The following is a 16,162-nucleotide window of genomic DNA, read 5'->3' as shown; positions in this document are numbered from 1 at the left end:
TTCATGTACACCCAATTTTTCCATCTGAAACAAGCGCCGTTCTCCATCGCCCCCGATCCCCGCTACCTGTTCATGAGCGAGCGCCACCGCGAGGCGCTGGCCCACCTGCTGTATGGCGTCGGCGGTGGCGGCGGCTTTGTGCTGCTGACCGGCGAGATCGGCGCCGGCAAGACCACGGTGTGCCGCTGCTTCATGGAGCAGATCCCGGACAACTGCAAGCTCGGCTACATCTTCAACCCCAAGCTGTCGGTCGAGGAGCTGCTGCTGTCGGTGTGCGACGAGTTCCGCATCGAGCTGGCGCCGCACGGCGCCGGCGCGGTCAGCGTCAAGACCTATGTCGACGCCATCAACCGCTACCTGCTGGCCAGCCACGCCCAGGCCTGCAACAACGTGCTGATCATCGACGAGGCGCAGAACCTGTCGGCCGACGTGCTCGAACAGCTGCGCCTGCTGACCAACCTGGAGACCAGCGAGCGCAAGCTGCTGCAGATCATCCTGATCGGCCAACCCGAGCTGCGCACCATGCTGGCCCGGCCCGAGCTGGAGCAACTGGCGCAGCGGATCATCGCGCGCTACCACCTGGGTTCGCTGTCGACCGCCGAGACCGGCAGTTACGTCGAGCACCGGCTGGCCGTGGCCGGCGCCGGCGCGACCTCGGCGGCGCCCTTGCCGCGCCGGCTGATGCCGCTGCTGCAGCAACTGAGCAAGGGCGTGCCGCGCCGCATCAACCTGCTGTGCGACCGCGCCTTGCTCGGCGCCTACGTGGAGAACCAGCCGCAGGTGACGCGCGCCATCCTGCGCAAGGCGGCGGCCGAGGTGTTCGCCGGCGAGCGTGCCGTCAAGGCGCTGCGCCGCTACTGGCCCTACGTGGCCGGCGGCGTGCTGGCCGGCGCGCTGATCAGCGGCGCGGCGGCCTGGCATTTGCTGCCGGCATCGCCGGCGGCGACGGCGGCGACGGGCGGCAGGGCGGCCGCGGCCAGGCCGGCCGCAGCCGTTGGCGCTGGCGCTGGCGCGGCAGCCACGGCCGGCGCCGCCGGCTCGGTCGCCGGTTCGGCCAACGGTGCCGCCGGCGGGATCGTCGGCAGCGCTGGGTTGCGCAACGGCGCCGCTGGAACCGGCGCGGTCGGCGGCACCGGTTTGGCCAATGGCGCCGCCGGCGGCGCCGCTTCGACGGCGACTCCTGGCGTCGGTGCTGGCGTTGCCGCCGCCACCGCGGGCGCGGCGGCGGCGGACGGCGAGGCCGTCATGCGCCAGTTGGCCGCGCTGTGGGGGCTGACGCTGCCGGACGGCGAGCCTTGCCAGCTGGCGGCAAAGATGAATTTGCGCTGCCTGCAGGGCAAGGCCACGCTGGCCGAGTTGCGCCGTTTGGATCGTCCCGCGCTGCTGGTGTTGAACGACAATCCCGCCGCGCCGCAGTACGCGCTGTTGATCGGCCTGGGCGACAAGGCGGCGACGCTGAGCGTGGCCGGCCGGCAGCAGAACATCGCGCTGGCGGCCCTGGAACAGCGCTACGCCGGCGAGTACGCCACCTTCTGGCGCGCGCCGCGAGGCTGGCGCGAGCAGGTCGGCGGCGGCGACCACGGCGCCGACGTCGATTGGCTGGCGCGCCGCTTGGCCCAGTTGTACGGCTTGAAGAAGCCGCTCGAGGGCCAGCCGCTGGACGCGGCGCTGCAACTGCGTCTGCGCGAGTTCCAGCAGGCCCAGCAACTCAAGGCGGACGGCGTGGCCGGTCCGAAAACATTCATCCGGCTCAACCAGCTGGGCGGCGTGGCCGAGCCGCGTTTGCTGGTCAGCGCCAGCGCGGCCGACGTCGTGGCGGGGAAATAATATGTCGTATATTTTGGAAGCACTCAAGAAGTCCCAGGCCGAGCGCCAGCTGGGCGCCTTGCCGACGATCCACGCGCCCAGTCTGCACGGCGAGGTGGCGGCCGCGCCCGGCGCGGCGTGGAAGAAGCCGCTGCCGTTGGCCGTGATGGCGATGGCGGCGGTCATCGTCGCGCTGCTGGCGCTGGTGTGGCGCCAACCGGCAACGACAGCGGCGCCGCTTGGGGCCGCCTCGTCCGCAACGCCTGCCGCTGCCGGCGCTGCGGCCGCGCCCGTTGCCGCCGCCGCCGCCACCGCCACCGCCACCGCGTCTATTGCGCCCGCCGTTGCCGAGCACGCCGGGCTTGCCGCAGCCGCCACGGCGGTCGCGCCGAACCCGGGCTTGGCCGCGTCCGCGCCGGCCCCAGCGGTGGCGCTGCCGGCCGCTGCGGCGCAGCCGGTCGCCATGCCGCCGCCGGCCATCGAAGCGGTCGAGACGCTCAAGCCGTTCAAGCCGCTCAAGACCGCTGCGGCGCCGGCCCCGGCCGAGCGCCCTGGGCCGGCACGCAAGCCGGCGCCACCGGCCGCCGCCGCCGACGGCGTCCACGCGCAGCCGAGTCCGCCCGCCGCCGCGCCGGCCGCGCCGGACGACGCCGCGCCCAGCCTGCGCGAGCTGCCCGAACCGATCCAGCGGGCGATTCCGCCGATCGCCGTGGGCGGCTACATCTACTCGAAGAACCCGGCCGACCGCCTGCTGCTGATCGACAAGGTGCTGCGCCACGAGGGCGAGGAGGTGGCCGCCGGCCTGGTGTTGGAAAAGCTGCTGCCCAAGGCCGCCGTGTTCAACTACAAGGGCTATCGCTACCGCGTGCCGTACTAGCCGGCGGCGGCCGGCGCCTGCACAGCGGGCTGGCGAAATGAAACGGTCATCAAACCGTCATGTATAAATGTTATCTTCCATGCATTGTCAATTTGCCTGGGAAGATCCATGAAACACTTGAGACTGTTGCCGCTGCTGATCGCCGCCGCCTACTACACGCCACACGCCCACGCGGTCGAGTTGATCGCCGTCGGCAGCCTGAGCAGCCTTGGCTTCGACTTGTCGAGCGGCACCGGCGGCGCCCTGGAAAACGGCGCCGCCGGCAACCTGCTGGGCGGCCTGGGTTCGGGCCTGGCCTACGCCGGCAACAACACCTTCCTGGCGACGCCGGATCGCGGCCCCAACGCCAGCGTCTACAACCCGTTGATCGACAACACCACCTCCTACATCCCGCGCGTCCAGACCCTGAGCCTGGGCCTGAGCGCCAACACCAGCGGCAAGGGCCTGGCCTTCAATCTGACGCCGACGCTGAACGCCACCACCTTGCTGTACAGCCCGACGGCGCTGGTCTACGGCAACGGCTCGGCCGGCACCGGCGCCGGCCTCACGCTCGGCGCCGGCACGCCCAAGCTGAACGATGCCGGCCACTACTACTTCAGCGGCCGCTCGGACAACTTCGACGCCGCCAAGTCCAGCGCCAACCCGAACAACGGCCGCCTCGATCCGGAGGCGGTGCGCGTGTCGAAGGACGGCAAGAGCATCTTCGTGTCCGACGAGTACGGTCCCTACGTCTACCAGTTCGACCGCGCCAGCGGCCAGCGCATCAACAGCTTCGCGCTGCCGGCCAGCCTGACGGCGGCCAAGCCGAACGCCAGCGGCGACGCCGAGATCGCCGGCAACGCCAGCGGCCGCGTGGCCAACAAGGGCATGGACGGGCCTGGCCATCACGCCGGACGGCAAGACCCTGGTCGGCATCATGCAGGCCAACCTGGCGCAGGACGCCAAGGGCACCGTGCGCATCGTCACCATCGACATCGCCACCAAGGCCACCCACGAGTACGCCTACCAGCTGAGCACGGGCAGCGGCGTCAGCGAGATCGTCGCGCTGAACGACCACCAGTTCCTGGTCGACGAGCGCGACGGCAAGGGCCTGGGCGACGGCTCCAAGGCGGTCGCCAAGCAGTTGTTCATGATCGACCTGAACGGCGCCGCCAGCGTCGACGGCGTGGCCAGGCTGAACGCCGCCAGCCCGTCGGTCAGCAAGTCGCTGTTCCTCGACCTGGTGCCGCTGCTCAAGGCCAACGGCTACGCCGCCAACCAGATCCCGGCCAAGATCGAGGGCCTGGCCTTCGGCGCCGACGTCACCATCAACGGCGTGCTGAACCACACGCTGTACGTGGCCAACGACAACGACTTCTCGGCCGGGGCCGGCGACAACAAGTTCTTCGTCTTCGGCGTGACCGACGCCGACCTGGCCAAGGCCGGCGCCAGCTATGTGCCGCAGGCCATCTCGACGGTGCCGGAGGCGAGCAGCTACGCCATGTTCCTGGCCGGCCTGTGCATGATCGGCCTGACCGTGCGGCGCGAGCGCAGCGAGATCTTCAAGGCCTGAATGGCCGAGAGTCTGCCCCGGCGCCGGGCCGGGGGTTGGCTGGGCTTGCTGCGTATAATGGCGGCAACATCATCCAGCAGAGGGTAGGGCAATGCAAGAAGAGTCAGCGGCGCGGGCGCGCCATGTGGTCGGCGTGGTCGGCCGCTCCGGCAGCGGCAAGACGACGCTGCTGGAGATCGTCGTCGGCCGTCTGGCGGCGCGCGGCCTGAAGGTCAACGTCATCAAGCACAGCCACCACGACGTCGAGCTCGAGCCGCCGCAAAAGGACAGCGCGCGGCTGCGCCTGGCCGGCGCGGCCGAGGTGATGATCGCCTCGCCGTTCCGCTTCGCCGTCATCCACGAGTTGCGCGGCGCCGAGCAGCCGAGCCTGGAGCAGCAACTGGCCCGCCTGGCGCCGGCCGACCTGACCCTGGTCGAGGGCTTCAAGTCCTACGCCTTCGACAAACTGGAGGTCTACCGCGCCCTCGGCCAGGCGCCGCTGTACCCGGACGACCCGAACATCGTCGCGGTGGCCTCCAACCAGCCCCGGCCGGTTGATCTGCGCGAGGGCCTCGCCTGGCTCGACCTGAACGCGCCGCAGGCCGTGCTGGACTGGCTGCTGGCGCGCCTGGCCGCGCCGGCGCTGCCGAAATAATTGGCAGGGCGGCCTAAAGCTTTGCCGAAAACGTCCGTAAACAGGGGATAGGCATTCTTGTCCTGTACTGGAGAACCACATGGACGTAACGGGTATTGCTCAGCTGTCGACCAGCATCGCCGACACCGGCACCAAGCAGGCGGTCGGTGTTGCCGTGTTGAAGAAGGCGCAGGACATTCAGGCGTCCAGCGCCGCCGCCCTGATCGAGGCGATTCCGCCGGTTCCGGCCGCGCCGAACCTGCCTTCGCACCTGGGCAACACGATCAACACCACGGCCTGAGCCGGGCCGCCGTGGTGTCCGCCGCGCGCGCCGCGCGCGGCACCGTTGCGTCTGCAGCATCGCGCCCGGCGCGCCGCCGCGCCGCCGTCCCCTCCGTTCGCGCTGGTTTCCCCGCCTTTTTCCGCCCCGGCGCCAGCCGTGGCGGCATGTCCGCCTCTTTCTTTGGTTCTTGTCAACAGTCCGCCGCGCCGCCGCGTTATGCATCCGTGGCGCCGTATGCTGCGCTGCGGCGCAATTATTTTCCCGTTTGTTCTGTTTTTGTCAGCAGTATTCAGTAGAATCGCCTGAGTTTCCCCGGGTTGAGATCCCCGTTCAAAAAAATAAAAAATTTGTGTAAGGTGGCGGGGGAGTGGCGCGACTACCGTTCAGTTGCAGACCATCGGGTCGCACTCTTTCGATACTTTACTTTTTTTCCCTTTAAGGAGACTTACCATGAACAAACGTCAAGCCCTGATCGCCGCCGCCCTGGCCACCGTCTGCGCCGCCACCGTCGGCAGCGCCGCCGCCGCCGCCTCGGCCTCGGCCGAAAAAGAAAAATGCTTCGGCATCGCCAAGGCCGGCCAGAACGATTGCGCCGCCGCCAACGGCGCCCACTCCTGCGCCGGCCAGTCGAAGACCGACAACGGCGCCGCCGAGTGGAAATACGTCGCCAAGGGCACCTGCGAGAAGGCCGGCGGCAAAACCTCGGCGCCGGCCAAGTAAGCCAGCGATCCGCTAGCGGAGTCCGCATCATGTCGCAGCGAAGCGCCGCCGTGGCCCCCGTGCTGGGCTTCGGCGTCGGCCTGCGGGCGGCGCACTACCGCCGGTTCCTCGAACAGCGGCCGCGCGCCGACTGGCTCGAGGTCCACACCGAGAACTATCTCGACCTGGCCGGCTGGGACTGGCACGTGCTGCAGCAGTTGCGGCGCGACTACCCGCTCAGCCTGCACGGCGTCGGCCTCGGCCTCGGTTCGGCGCGCGGTTTTTCCGACAGCCATCTGCGGCGCGTGCGCGAGCTGGTGCGGCGCGCCGAGCCGGCCCTGGTGTCCGAGCACCTGTGCTGGGGCGCCGTGGCCGACCGCCAGCTCAACGACCTGTTGCCGATGCGCCTGGACGGCGCCGCGCTCGACCTGCTGTGCGAGCGGGTCGGCCGGGTGCAGGACGCGCTGGGCCGCCAACTGCTGCTGGAAAACGTCTCGACCTATGTGCGCTTCCACGGCGACCAGATGGGCGAGGCCGAGTTCCTCGCCGCGCTGGCCGCCCGCAGCGGTTGCGCGCTGCTGCTCGACATCAACAACCTGTACGTCAACCAGTGCAACCACGGCGAGGACGCGCTGGCGGCCATCGCCGCCATTCCGCTCGGCGCGGTCGGCGAGATCCATCTGGCCGGCCACCTGGTGACGCCGCTGGCGGTGATCGACCACCACGGCGACGTGGTGGCCGAGCCGGTCTGGCGGCTGTACCAGGCGGCGCTGCGGCGCTTCGGCACGCTGCCCACGCTGATCGAGTGGGACACCGACCTGCCGGCGCTGGAGGTCCTGCTGGACCAGGCCGAACAGGCCCGCGCCGCCGCCGCCGAGGTCGCCGGCGAGCGGGGCGGCAGCGCCGCGCTGCGCTTCGACGCGCCGGCCGGCCGGGCCGCCGCGCCGGCGCCGCCATCGCCGGCGCCGCCGCACACCTTGGCGGCCGAGCAGCACGATTTCGCCGCCGCGCTGTTCGATCCGGCGCAGGCCCCGGCGGCGCTGGCCCGCTTCAAGGGGGCGCACGCCGGGCAGCGTTTCGCCCTGTATCGCGGCAACCTGGGCGCGACCTGGGGCAAGACGCTGGCGGCGGCCTATCCGGTGCTGCGGGCGCTGGTCGGCGAGGAGTTCTTCGACGGACTGGGCCAGGCCTACGGCCGCGCCCGGCCGTCGCAGGACGCCGACCTGAACCAGTTTGGCGCCCGCTTCGCCGACTTCCTGGCCGGCTTTCCGCATGTCGCCGAGTACCCCTACTTGCCCGACATGGCGCGGCTGGAGTGGGCGCTGCACCGCGCCCACTACGCCGCCGAGGCGGCGCCGGTGACGGCCGAGCAACTGGCCGGGCTGACGCCGGAGCGGCTGGAGGCGGCGCGGCTGCGGCTGCATCCGGCCTGCGCGCTGCTGGCGTCGGACTGGGCCGTGGTGCCGCTGTGGCTGGCGCACCAGGCCGGCGCCGGCGCCGCCTTCCCGGACGACATGGCCGCGCCCAGCCACGCCGTGGTGGCGCGGCCGCATTGGCGCGCCCGCCTGCTGCCGCTGGCCCCGGCGGCCCACGCCGCGCTGGCGCGGCTGGCCGGCGGCGCCAGCTTCGGCGCGGCGCTCGACGCCGCCTTCGAGCGCGACGAGGGCTTCGACGTCGCCGCCGCTCTGCGGCAATGGATGGAACACGGTTTGATCGTCGCGATCGCACCTTGAGTAGCCGCATACGACGCATATGACGGCCCGGGGCAGGCGGCCAGCCGCCTTGCCCGTCCGGGCCACCCGACCGCTTTATCAACCAAAGAGAAAACAATGATGAAAATGATCTTAGGTTTGCACCAGCAGCTGTCCCGTTTCGACGCCACCCTGAGCGACTGGGGCGGCTCCATGCTCAGCCTGGTGCTGCGCTTCTACGTCGGCTCGCAGTTCTTCCGCGCCGGCATGCTCAAGCTGGGCGACTGGGGCGGCACGCTGGCCCTGTTCCGCGACGAGTACAAGGTGCCCCTGTTGTCGCCCGAACTGGCCGCCTACGTCGGCGTGGCCGGCGAGCTGGCCTTTCCGCTGCTGTTGTTCGTCGGCCTGCTGTCGCGCCCGGCCGCGCTGGGCCTGTTCGCCGTCAACCTGATGGCCGTCGTTTCCTACCCGCAGCTGTTCAGCTTCGACTGCCCGGCGGCGATCAACGACCATTTCTATTGGGGGGGGATGTTGTTGGTGTTGCTGGCCTTCGGCCCGGGCCGCTTCTCGCTCGACGCGGTGATCGAGAACCAGCGCGCCGGACGCTGAGCGGGCGGCGCCGCGCGGCGCCGCCCGCCGCCGCCCCGGCTCAGCGGAAGGCGCGCAGCACGCGCGCTTCGCCGTCGGCCTCGTGGTGCAGCGCGCAGGCCGCGTCGGTGGCCTGGATCATGCGGTCGAGTTGCTCGTCCTCGAAGCGGGCCAGCTCCTCGGTGGCCGCCTGCAGCGCCTGGGCCAGTTTGGCCCTGGCGTTCTGGTACAGCGCGGTGTGGTACTGGTCGGTGTTCTTCAACAGCTCTTCGGCGTTTTCGATCACCTGGCGCAGATCGCCGATCAAGCGTTCCTGGCTTTGCATATTGGGTTGCTGAGGGCCGTCCATGGCGTTCCCCTGTGACTGGTTGAAAAGAAGCGCGCGGCCCAAGGCCCACTATAGCGACGGCCAAATCGGGGCGGTTTGCGTGCGCTCAAGCGCGCTGGCTCCTTTCAGCTTAGTTCTATATTGCCCAAATGCAAGAGCAAAATCAAGCGGCGTCGACGCTGATTTTGACGTCGCCCACGCTGACCTGCTGGCCGGCGCGGATCTTCGCCGTCTTGCGCAACTCCTTCTTGCCGTCGACCTTGACCACGCCGCTGGCCACCATGACCTTGCCGGCGCCGCCGCTGTCGCACAGTCCGACCAGCTTCAACAACTGGTTCAACTCGACAAATTCCCCGCTCAACTCGAAACTGACTTTCTGCATTTTATCCTCTGTTGCATTGATGTGTAATGTGGCTTGCCACCACTCCGGCAAGTGTAGCGGCATTCCGACAGGCGTATAGTTTACTCGATCCCCGATGTCGCTTTGGCATTGCTATAAGGAAAATCAATTGCTAAGCTGAAATTGCTACTTGTGGCAGCACTCGTTCGCGAGAGGTCATCATGAAAACGTTCCGCTACTACCTCCACCCCGGCGCCCTCGGCTTGGCGCTCGCCTCCACGGCGGCCCTGGCGGCCGATCCGTTCAGCGCCACAGCGGCATCGGCGACGGCCGACAATCGCTTCCGCCCCTACCAAGCCTGGCAGTACCAGACTGGCGGCGCCACCCAGCACGCCGGCGCGCTGTTCTCGGCGATGGACCGTGCGGCGGGCCTGATCGAGCTGGCGCAGCCGGGCCGCAGCCTGAGCCTGGCGGCCGATGGCAGCGCCGTCGCCTTCGCCCGGCGCGACGCGCGCGGCACCGTGGTCGGCTTCGGCGCCGGCGGCATGAGCGGCAAGTTCTTCGGGCTGGAGGCGTCCGGCCTGGCGCCGCTGGAGCTGGCCGGTGGCGGCAAGTTCAACGCGCCCTACTATGCGATGGTCAACGACGCCAGCCACGCCGGCGTCAGCTTCGCCACCAGCGGCGGCGGCCGCCTGCGCGTCGGCGCCTTGTCGGCCAGCAGCCCGCGCGCCGATCCGCTCGGCCTGCTCGCCGGCGAGCACGGCAAGCGCTTCCTCAGCAGCGCCGAATTCGAACAAAAGATGGGGCGGGCGGTGGGCATCGTCAGCTTCGGCATGTTGCGCGAGAGCGGCTCGCTGCTGGGCAGCCAGCAGACCCAGGCGCTGGCGCTGAAGACCAGTCCGACCACGGTGTTCACCTCCTTGTCGGTGGGCTACGCGCTATCGCCCAACAGCTCGCTGGTGGCGATGGCCTCGTCCGGCCGCACGGCCGGCTTCGGCGGCGCGGACAGCCTGATCGGGCAGGTGACCAGCGTGCGCACGGTGGCCTACAGCGTGGGCTGGTCGCGCACCCAGCTGTGGCACCGCTCGGACCGCCTGGGCTTGACGCTGTCGGTGCCGGCCATGGTGCGCGACAGTACGCTGCAACTGGGCGGCCAGCTGGCGCCGGCCGGCCGCGCCGCGCTGGGCTATGACAGCCGCACGCTGAACCTGCGGCCGACGGCGGTCGAGCGCGACCTCGAACTGAGCTACGCCCGCGTGCTGGGCTACCAGGGCAGGCAGGGCAAGCTGACCGGCGCGTTGATGCTGCGCGTCAACCCCGGCCACGACGCCACGGCGCGCCCGGACCTGCTGATCGGCGTGCGCTACTCCTTCGGTTTCTGAGCGTCGCGCCGCTGCCGCCGGCGGCTAGCCCTTGGCGTTCGGCCGCGTCATGGCCAGCGGCACGATCCACTGCTCGAACTGCTGCTCGGTGACGAAGCCGAGCGCCAGCGCGGCCTGCTTCAAGGTCGTGCCTTCATGCTGGGCCCGCTTGGCGATCTGCGCCGCGCGGTCATAGCCGATGTGCGGCGCCAGCGCCGTCACCAACATCAGGGAACGTTCCATCAGTTCGCCGATGCGCTCGCGGTTCGGCTCGATGCCGCGCGCGCAGTGGTGCTCGAAGCTGCGCATGCCGTCGGCCAGCAGGCGCGCGCTCTGCAGGAAATTGTGCGCCATCAGCGGCTTGAACACGTTCAGCTCGAAGTTGCCGGAGGCGCCGCCGAAGGTCAGCGCGACGTCGTTGCCGAACACCTGGCAGCACAGCATGGTCAGCGCCTCGCACTGGGTCGGATTGACCTTGCCCGGCATGATCGAGCTGCCCGGCTCGTTTTCCGGGATGCTGATTTCGCCCAGGCCGGAACGCGGGCCGGAGGCCATCCAGCGCACGTCGTTGGCGATCTTCATCAGCGCCGCGCCCAGGGTCTTGAGGGCGCCGTGGGCCGACAGCAGCGCGTCGTGCGCCGCCAGGGCGGCGAACTTGTTGTCGGCGCTGCGGAAGGGCAGGCCGAGCGCGCGCTCGAGCTCGGCGGCGATGCGCGCGGCGAACTCGGGGTGGGCGTTCAGGCCGGTGCCGACGGCGGTGCCGCCGGCGGCCAGTTGCAGCACGCCGGGCAGGGCCTGCTCGATGGCCTGCCCGGCGAAGTCGAGCTGGGCGACGTAGCCGGAGAACTCCTGGCCCAGCGTCAGCGGGGTGGCGTCCTGCAGGTGGGTGCGGCCGATCTTGACGATGTCGGCGAAGGCCTCGCTCTTGGCCGCCAGCGTGGCGCGCAGCCGGCGCAGCGCCGGCAGCACGGCCTGGCGCAGCGCCTGGGCGCAGGCGACGTAGACGGCGGTGGGGAAGATGTCGTTGGACGACTGGCCACGGTTGACGTCGTCGTTCGGGTGCAACAGGCGGCTTTCGCCGCGCAGGCCGCCCATCAGCTCGGAGCCGCGGTTGGCCAGCACCTCGTTCATGTTCATATTGGTCTGCGTGCCCGAGCCGGTCTGCCACACGGCCAGCGGGAACTCGCCGGCGTGCTTGCCGGCCAACACCTCGTCGGCGGCCTGGGTGATCGCCACCGCCATCGGCCCGTCGAGCAGGCCGAGGTCCAGGTTGACGCGGGCGGCGGCGCGCTTGACGCTGGCCAGGGCGTGGATCAGCTCGGGCGGCATGCGTTCGGTGGAGATGTGGAAGTGCTCCAGCGAGCGCTGGGTCTGCGCCCCCCACAGCTGCCCGGCGGGGCCTCGATGGGGCCAAAACTGTCGCGTTCGGTTCTGCTGCTCATGGCATTCCTTGCTGTGGGGGTGGTGCCGGCCATTTTAGCGCAGGGTTGAGATTGAAGTTTTGTCACGCCGAACGGATGGTGGCCGACAGCAATTATTTACGGAGGGCTACAAAACGGCGATTTTCAGCCGTTATAGCTGATACACTTCAAGAATTCGCATCCAAGCGACCACGACATGCAGCGCAGACCACTTTTTTCGATGACCTCGCGCGCTGGCGCCTTCCTGTTGGCGGCACTGCTGTGCCCGTCCGTGCGGGCGGTCGAGCTGGGCGACATCACCGTGCGCTCCTATGTCGGCCAGCAATTGTCGGCCGACATCGAGCTGATTTCGCTGGCGCCCGACGAGGTGGCCGGCCTGCCGGTGCGGCTGGCGCTGCCCGACGTGTTCAGCGGCGCCAACATCCGCATGAACCCCGCGCTGGGCACGGTGCGCATGTCGGTGGTGCGGCGCGACCAGCGCCAGTTCCTCCACGTCACCACCTTGCAGGCGGTCGACGCCAACTACATCCACCTGTTCCTCGAACTGGGCGCGCCCGGCCGCCAGGTGGTGCGCGCCGCCACCGTCTGGCTGCAGCCCGATCCCCATCCGCTGCCGCCGCCGACGTTGGCCTATGCAGCTCCGGCACCGGCGCCCTTGTCGGCGCGCGCCTCCCTCGCGCCCGGCGAGGAGCTGGACGAGTTGCCGCCGCCGCGCATGGCGCCACGTGCGCCGGCCGGCGGCGCTGCCCGCCACCCGGCCGCGTCTGCCGTCGCGCCCGCGCCTGCGCCCGCCGTGGCCGCCCGCCGTCGCGCCGCCACCACTGCCACCACTGCCGCCGATGCCGCCGCCAAGCCGATGCCGCCGCCCATGCGCCAGGACGCCGGCGCTGCGGCCTGCGTGGCGAAGCCGGCCGGCCTGAGCGCCAAGGAGTGCGTCGCCCTGGATTATCGCAATGCCAGCTTGTCGACCAAGTTGGTCGAGCTGGAGGACAAGGTCAAGGTGCTGCAAAACGCGCTGGAGTCGCCGCCGGGCGCCGGCAAGACGCCGCCGCCCATAACGCCGGCGCGGCCGCCTGTCGCCGGTGCCGCCACGGCCGGAGCTGGCCATGCCGCCGCGCCGGCCGCCGCCCTGGTGGCGCCGCACGCCGAGTCCGCGCCGCCTAGCGTGCCGGCGGCGCATGCCGACACTGCGGCGCAGGCCACGGCCGCGCCGCACGCCGCCGCAAGCACGTCGGCGGCCTCGGCGGCAGCGAGCGCAGCGACGGACACGCACGCCGCGCCGCCGCCCATCGTGGCCGCCCCGGCCGCCAAGCGTCTACCCAAGCTCAAATACAGCGACAAGAAGGAAAAGCCGCCCGAGCCGGCCGCCAACACCGGCCTGCTGGCCGCCGCCGCCGCCGCCGCTGCGCTGCTGCTGGCCCTGGGTTTGCTGTGGTATCTGCGGCGCCGCCGCAAGGCCGCCGGCATGGGCAGCGCGCCGCTGAAGATCTGGCAGGGCTGGCGCAGGAAGAAGCCGGCCGGGGCGGAACAGCCCTTGCCCGAGGTGATGCCGGAAGAGTTGCTGGAGCAGGAAAAATCATAAAGTCAATAAGCATTTTGAACAGGCTCGACAATTTTCAAAAATGTAGGTTATACTAACTCCGTGCTCTTAGCAGTACAAACAGGCCCTGGTCCGGCGCAGCCACCAACGATAGTGTGGCGCGGCAATTGGAATGAGCGTTGAAGAAACGACTTGGCCTGGAAGCGGTTTGCGATGCCGACAATGCGCTCGCGAACGCCGGATGCAACCGGCGACGAGGCGACACCAGGAGATACCTGGTGTTCGCTCTCCAGAATTCCTCCCCCCCAAGTGATCGTCAGTGCGGCCCACCCGGCCGCACAAGGCTCAATGGTGCCCGCGCCGCAGGCGTGACCCATTTTGAAAGAGCCCCATGACAGCAGCAGACTCCCCATCTCAGCAATACCAGGCTTTCAAGCAACTCGGCCTGAAACTCGACATGTCGCGCGGCAAGCCCGCGCCGGAACAGCTCGACCTGTCCAACGCGCTGATGGAGGCGCTGCCCGGCTACAAGGCGGCCGACGGCACCGACGCGCGCAACTACGGCGGCACCGTCGGCCTGCCGGAGGCGCGCGCGCTGTTCGGCGAGCTGCTCGGCGTGCCGGCCGCGCAAGTGGTGGTCGACAGCAGCGCCAGCCTGTCGCTGATGCACGACGTCATCGTCTACAGCCTGCTCTCCGGCGTGCCCGGCCACGCGCCGTGGATCGCCCAGCAGCCCATCACCTTCCTCTGCCCGGTGCCCGGCTACGACCGCCACTTCGCCATCTGCGAGGCGCGCGGCATCAAGATGATCAACATTCCGATGACCGAGCAGGGTCCGGACATGGACCTGGTCGAGCGCCTGGTGGCGGCCGACGCCAGCATCAAGGGCATGTGGTGCGTGCCGAAGTACAGCAACCCGGGTGGCGTGGTGTTCTCGGACGAGGTGGTGCGCCGCCTGGCGGCGATGCGGACGGCGGCGCCGGACTTCCGCCTGCTGTGGGACGACGCCTACCGCTTCCACCATCTGGGTGAGGAGAAGCGCGCCTGCGCCAGCATCCTCGACGCCTGCGCCGCCGCCGGCAACCCGGACCGCGCCATCGTCTTCGCCTCCAGCTCGAAGATCAGCTGGGCCGGCTCCGGCGTCGCCGCCCTGGCCGCCTCGCCGGCCAACATCGCCTGGTGGACCGGCCACTCCGGCATCCGCAGCATCGGCCCGGACAAGATCAACCAGCTGCGCCATGTGCGCCTGCTGAAGGACAGCGCCACCGTGGAGGCGCTGATGGAGCGCCACCGCCTGCTGCTCAAGCCGAAGTTCGACGCCGTGCTGGCACAGTTCGAGCGCCTGCTGGGCAAGGTCGACGGCGTCAGCTGGACCCGTCCCGACGGCGGCTACTTCATCGACCTGGTGACGCCGAACGGCATGGCCAAGCGCACCGTCGCGCTGGCCAAGGAGGCCGGCATCACGCTGACCCCGGCCGGCGCCGCCTACCCCTACGGCCGCGACCCGGACGACAGCCACATCCGCATCGCGCCGAGCTTCCCCTCGCTCGACGAGATCACCAAGGCGGCCGAGGGCATCGCACTGGCGCTGCTGACGGCGATCGCCGAGTAAAGGAGGGCGGGGCGGTTGGCGCGGCGCTGCCGCGTCCGCCGCCGGGCTGCGTCCCGGCACGCCTGTCCCAGAAACGCAAAAAGCGCCCGAGGGCGCTTTTTTGTTGGGCGGGCGGCGCCTTACTGGCGCTGCGACAGGCCGGGAACCTGGTTCATCCAAGGCTCGGTGACGTCGCGGATGGCGCGGTCGTTGGCGAGGATTTGTTTCAGCAGGTCGATCTTGCGCAGGCGCGGCGCGCCGCTCAGGGCGGGTACGCCGTTGGCGGCACCGCGCGCCTCGGAGGCGCACTGGCCTTCCAGCTGGCGCAGGCCGTCCCAGTCGCTCATGCGGGCAGCCGCCACCATCTGATTGCTCAGGCCGGCTATATTTTCGTACATCGACAACACTTCGGTGGAGGTCATGAGCGCACCCTGGAAAATGGAAAAAGACTACCGCTTGTCCAGATTAACGACGTGCATTCGGGAAACTTGAGGGCTATTTTGAAAATAATTCGGATATTTTCGAAAACAATCGCGAAAAACCGGGAAGGCGGGCGGTAAATGCTGTCGGAAAAACAAAAAAGGCCGGACACGCAGCGCTGCGTGTCCGGCCTCCGTCGCCGCCAAGGGCGGAAAGCTTAGCGCACCAGGTCTTCCAAACCGGCGCTCAGTTCGTCCGGCGACGGCATCTTGTCGACCAGCGCGTTCGGCGCCAGGCCGAGGGCGTCGGCGATCTCGGTCGGGTAGCAGGAGGCGATTTCCTCTTCGGTCAGCTTGCCGTCCTCGACGCGGGCGCGCCAGGCGGCCAGGTGCACCACGGCGGCCAGGCGGTTGACTTCCGGCGTCAGCGGGTTGGGGAAGGCGCAGATGGTTTCCGAGAAGGAGGCCGGGAACTTCCAGCGGCGCGCCAGCTCGGCGCCGACGTCGGCGAAGCTGTAGCCGAAGGAGCTCATCTCGGCGTCGATGCGGCGCGAGTCGAGCGGGCCGGCGACCTTGTCGAGCGCCATCGCCTGTTCCGGCATCGCCGAGTGGATCACCAGCTGGCCGATCGAATGCATCATGCCGATGGTGAAGGCCAGGTCGGTGTTCTCGCCGCACTGCTTGGCGATCCACTTGGCCGAGACGGCGGTGTGCAGGCTGTAGCGCCAGAATTGTTTTAGATCAAGGCCGGGCACGGTCTTGAAGCCGCTCACCAGGCCGGAGCTGATGACCAGGGTGCGCACGGTGACGAAACCGAGCATCAGTACGGCGTCCTCGACGGTGCCGATGGAGCGCGAGACATGGTAGTAGGCCGAGTTGGCCAGGCGCAGCAGCTTGGCGCTCAGCACCGGATCCGTCGACAATTTCTTCGCGATCTCCTCGGTGGAAACGCTGGCCTTGTCAAAACTGCTGATCAGCTCCTCGACGACCTTGGGAGCGGTGGGCAACGCAGTTGGATTCTGGAACAGTGCATCAAGTTTCATATTTTTCTCC

General features: G+C 69.3%; 15 protein-coding genes and 2 pseudogenes. 12 read left to right on the top strand and 5 right to left on the bottom strand.

Features of this window, described 5'->3' with window-relative positions; translation table 11 throughout:
- Positions 1–3 precede the first annotated feature (3 nt).
- From QC826_RS22180 to QC826_RS22140, 9 genes and pseudogenes are all read left to right on the top strand, one after another.
- Complete coding sequence (locus QC826_RS22180) at positions 4–1,827, top strand: ExeA family protein (protein WP_279762476.1); 1,824 nt, start codon at positions 4–6, stop codon at positions 1,825–1,827.
- Between the two features lies 1 nt (position 1,828).
- Positions 1,829–2,683: a general secretion pathway protein GspB gene (locus QC826_RS22175; RefSeq protein ID WP_279762474.1), complete on the top strand. Its 855-nt coding sequence runs from the start codon at positions 1,829–1,831 to the stop codon at positions 2,681–2,683.
- A 108-nt stretch (positions 2,684–2,791) separates the two neighbouring features.
- Positions 2,792–3,493, top strand: a pseudogene (locus QC826_RS31775) (esterase-like activity of phytase family protein); the annotation flags it as partial.
- Between the two features lie 106 nt (positions 3,494–3,599).
- Positions 3,600–4,235: an esterase-like activity of phytase family protein gene (locus tag QC826_RS22165; RefSeq protein WP_409567690.1), complete on the top strand. Its 636-nt coding sequence runs from the start codon at positions 3,600–3,602 to the stop codon at positions 4,233–4,235.
- A gap of 91 nt (positions 4,236–4,326) precedes the next feature.
- Entirely contained in the window at positions 4,327–4,869 is a 543-nt protein-coding gene (gene mobB / locus QC826_RS22160; protein ID WP_279762471.1) for a molybdopterin-guanine dinucleotide biosynthesis protein B, read from the top strand.
- 79 nt (positions 4,870–4,948) lie between these two features.
- Positions 4,949–5,149 carry a YjfB family protein gene (locus tag QC826_RS22155; protein WP_279762470.1) on the top strand — a complete coding sequence of 67 codons (201 nt, stop codon included), beginning with the start codon at positions 4,949–4,951 and terminating at the stop codon, positions 5,147–5,149.
- 432 nt (positions 5,150–5,581) lie between these two features.
- Positions 5,582–5,851 carry a DUF2282 domain-containing protein gene (locus tag QC826_RS22150; protein ID WP_279762469.1) on the top strand — a complete coding sequence of 90 codons (270 nt, stop codon included), beginning with the start codon at positions 5,582–5,584 and terminating at the stop codon, positions 5,849–5,851.
- Positions 5,852–5,880: 29 nt separating this feature from the next.
- Positions 5,881–7,563, top strand: a complete 1,683-nt coding sequence (locus tag QC826_RS22145; RefSeq protein ID WP_279762468.1) for a DUF692 family multinuclear iron-containing protein — start codon at positions 5,881–5,883, stop codon at positions 7,561–7,563.
- Positions 7,564–7,659: 96 nt separating this feature from the next.
- Positions 7,660–8,130, top strand: a complete 471-nt coding sequence (locus tag QC826_RS22140) for a DoxX family protein (RefSeq protein ID WP_313872793.1) — start codon at positions 7,660–7,662, stop codon at positions 8,128–8,130.
- A gap of 40 nt (positions 8,131–8,170) precedes the next feature.
- Here the strand turns inward: QC826_RS22140 and QC826_RS22135 are convergent, their stop codons facing one another.
- Both QC826_RS22135 and QC826_RS22130 read right to left on the bottom strand, forming a co-directional pair.
- Positions 8,171–8,434 (bottom strand): hypothetical protein, encoded by a 264-nt coding sequence (locus QC826_RS22135; RefSeq protein WP_313872792.1) that lies wholly within the window; start codon positions 8,432–8,434, stop codon positions 8,171–8,173.
- 166 nt (positions 8,435–8,600) lie between these two features.
- On the bottom strand, positions 8,601–8,819 hold the full coding sequence (locus QC826_RS22130; RefSeq protein ID WP_093386072.1) for an RNA-binding S4 domain-containing protein: 219 nt from the start codon (positions 8,817–8,819) through the stop codon (positions 8,601–8,603).
- Positions 8,820–8,998: 179 nt separating this feature from the next.
- Between QC826_RS22130 and QC826_RS22125 the strand changes: the two genes are divergently transcribed.
- Positions 8,999–10,159, top strand: coding sequence for a hypothetical protein (locus QC826_RS22125; RefSeq protein ID WP_279762464.1), 1,161 nt, complete (start codon positions 8,999–9,001; stop codon positions 10,157–10,159).
- 24 nt (positions 10,160–10,183) lie between these two features.
- On the opposite strand, the pseudogene fumC reads toward QC826_RS22125, so the two are convergent.
- Positions 10,184–11,580 (bottom strand): annotated as a pseudogene (gene fumC, locus QC826_RS22120) (class II fumarate hydratase).
- 175 nt (positions 11,581–11,755) lie between these two features.
- On the opposite strand from fumC, the gene QC826_RS22115 reads away from it, so the two are divergent.
- Together QC826_RS22115 and QC826_RS22110 are read left to right on the top strand one after the other, a co-directional pair.
- The gene (locus QC826_RS22115) at positions 11,756–13,141 is read left to right on the top strand and encodes a FimV family protein (RefSeq protein WP_279762463.1); all 1,386 of its coding nucleotides are present in this window, start codon (positions 11,756–11,758) and stop codon (positions 13,139–13,141) included.
- A gap of 349 nt (positions 13,142–13,490) precedes the next feature.
- Entirely contained in the window at positions 13,491–14,711 is a 1,221-nt protein-coding gene (locus QC826_RS22110) for an aminotransferase class I/II-fold pyridoxal phosphate-dependent enzyme (protein WP_093386082.1), read from the top strand.
- Positions 14,712–14,830: 119 nt separating this feature from the next.
- Here QC826_RS22110 and QC826_RS22105 read toward each other — a convergent pair whose 3' ends face one another.
- Both QC826_RS22105 and QC826_RS22100 read right to left on the bottom strand, forming a co-directional pair.
- Positions 14,831–15,112, bottom strand: a complete 282-nt coding sequence (locus tag QC826_RS22105) for a flagellar protein FliT (RefSeq protein ID WP_099415847.1) — start codon at positions 15,110–15,112, stop codon at positions 14,831–14,833.
- Positions 15,113–15,327: 215 nt separating this feature from the next.
- Positions 15,328–16,152, bottom strand: coding sequence for an HDOD domain-containing protein (locus QC826_RS22100; RefSeq protein WP_279762460.1), 825 nt, complete (start codon positions 16,150–16,152; stop codon positions 15,328–15,330).
- Between the last annotated feature and the right edge of the window lie 10 nt (positions 16,153–16,162).

Origin of the sequence: Rugamonas sp. DEMB1, from assembly GCF_029834475.1 — a bacterium.
Taxonomy (GTDB): domain Bacteria; phylum Pseudomonadota; class Gammaproteobacteria; order Burkholderiales; family Burkholderiaceae_D; genus Rugamonas; species Rugamonas rubra.
The sequence above is the reverse complement of the archived record's forward strand: the minus strand, read 5'-3'. Positions and strand labels throughout refer to the sequence as shown.

Bases quoted from the DNA above. Each gene is read 5' to 3' on its own strand.
- QC826_RS22125 (WP_279762464.1), top strand. From the start codon at position 8,999: ATGAAAACGTTCCGCTACTACCTCCACCCCGGCGCCCTCGGCTTGGCG.
- QC826_RS22110 (WP_093386082.1), top strand. From the start codon at position 13,491: ATGACAGCAGCAGACTCCCCATCTCAGCAATACCAGGCTTTCAAGCAA.
- QC826_RS22155 (WP_279762470.1), top strand. From the start codon at position 4,949: ATGGACGTAACGGGTATTGCTCAGCTGTCGACCAGCATCGCCGACACC.
- QC826_RS22175 (WP_279762474.1), top strand. From the start codon at position 1,829: ATGTCGTATATTTTGGAAGCACTCAAGAAGTCCCAGGCCGAGCGCCAG.
- mobB (WP_279762471.1), top strand. From the start codon at position 4,327: ATGCAAGAAGAGTCAGCGGCGCGGGCGCGCCATGTGGTCGGCGTGGTC.
- QC826_RS22115 (WP_279762463.1), top strand. From the start codon at position 11,756: ATGCAGCGCAGACCACTTTTTTCGATGACCTCGCGCGCTGGCGCCTTC.
- QC826_RS22150 (WP_279762469.1), top strand. From the start codon at position 5,582: ATGAACAAACGTCAAGCCCTGATCGCCGCCGCCCTGGCCACCGTCTGC.
- QC826_RS22145 (WP_279762468.1), top strand. From the start codon at position 5,881: ATGTCGCAGCGAAGCGCCGCCGTGGCCCCCGTGCTGGGCTTCGGCGTC.
- QC826_RS22180 (WP_279762476.1), top strand. From the start codon at position 4: ATGTACACCCAATTTTTCCATCTGAAACAAGCGCCGTTCTCCATCGCC.
- QC826_RS22135 (WP_313872792.1), bottom strand. From the start codon at position 8,434: ATGCAAAGCCAGGAACGCTTGATCGGCGATCTGCGCCAGGTGATCGAA.
- QC826_RS22140 (WP_313872793.1), top strand. From the start codon at position 7,660: ATGATGAAAATGATCTTAGGTTTGCACCAGCAGCTGTCCCGTTTCGAC.
- QC826_RS22130 (WP_093386072.1), bottom strand. From the start codon at position 8,819: ATGCAGAAAGTCAGTTTCGAGTTGAGCGGGGAATTTGTCGAGTTGAAC.
- QC826_RS22100 (WP_279762460.1), bottom strand. From the start codon at position 16,152: ATGAAACTTGATGCACTGTTCCAGAATCCAACTGCGTTGCCCACCGCT.
- QC826_RS22105 (WP_099415847.1), bottom strand. From the start codon at position 15,112: ATGACCTCCACCGAAGTGTTGTCGATGTACGAAAATATAGCCGGCCTG.
- QC826_RS22165 (WP_409567690.1), top strand. From the start codon at position 3,600: ATGCAGGCCAACCTGGCGCAGGACGCCAAGGGCACCGTGCGCATCGTC.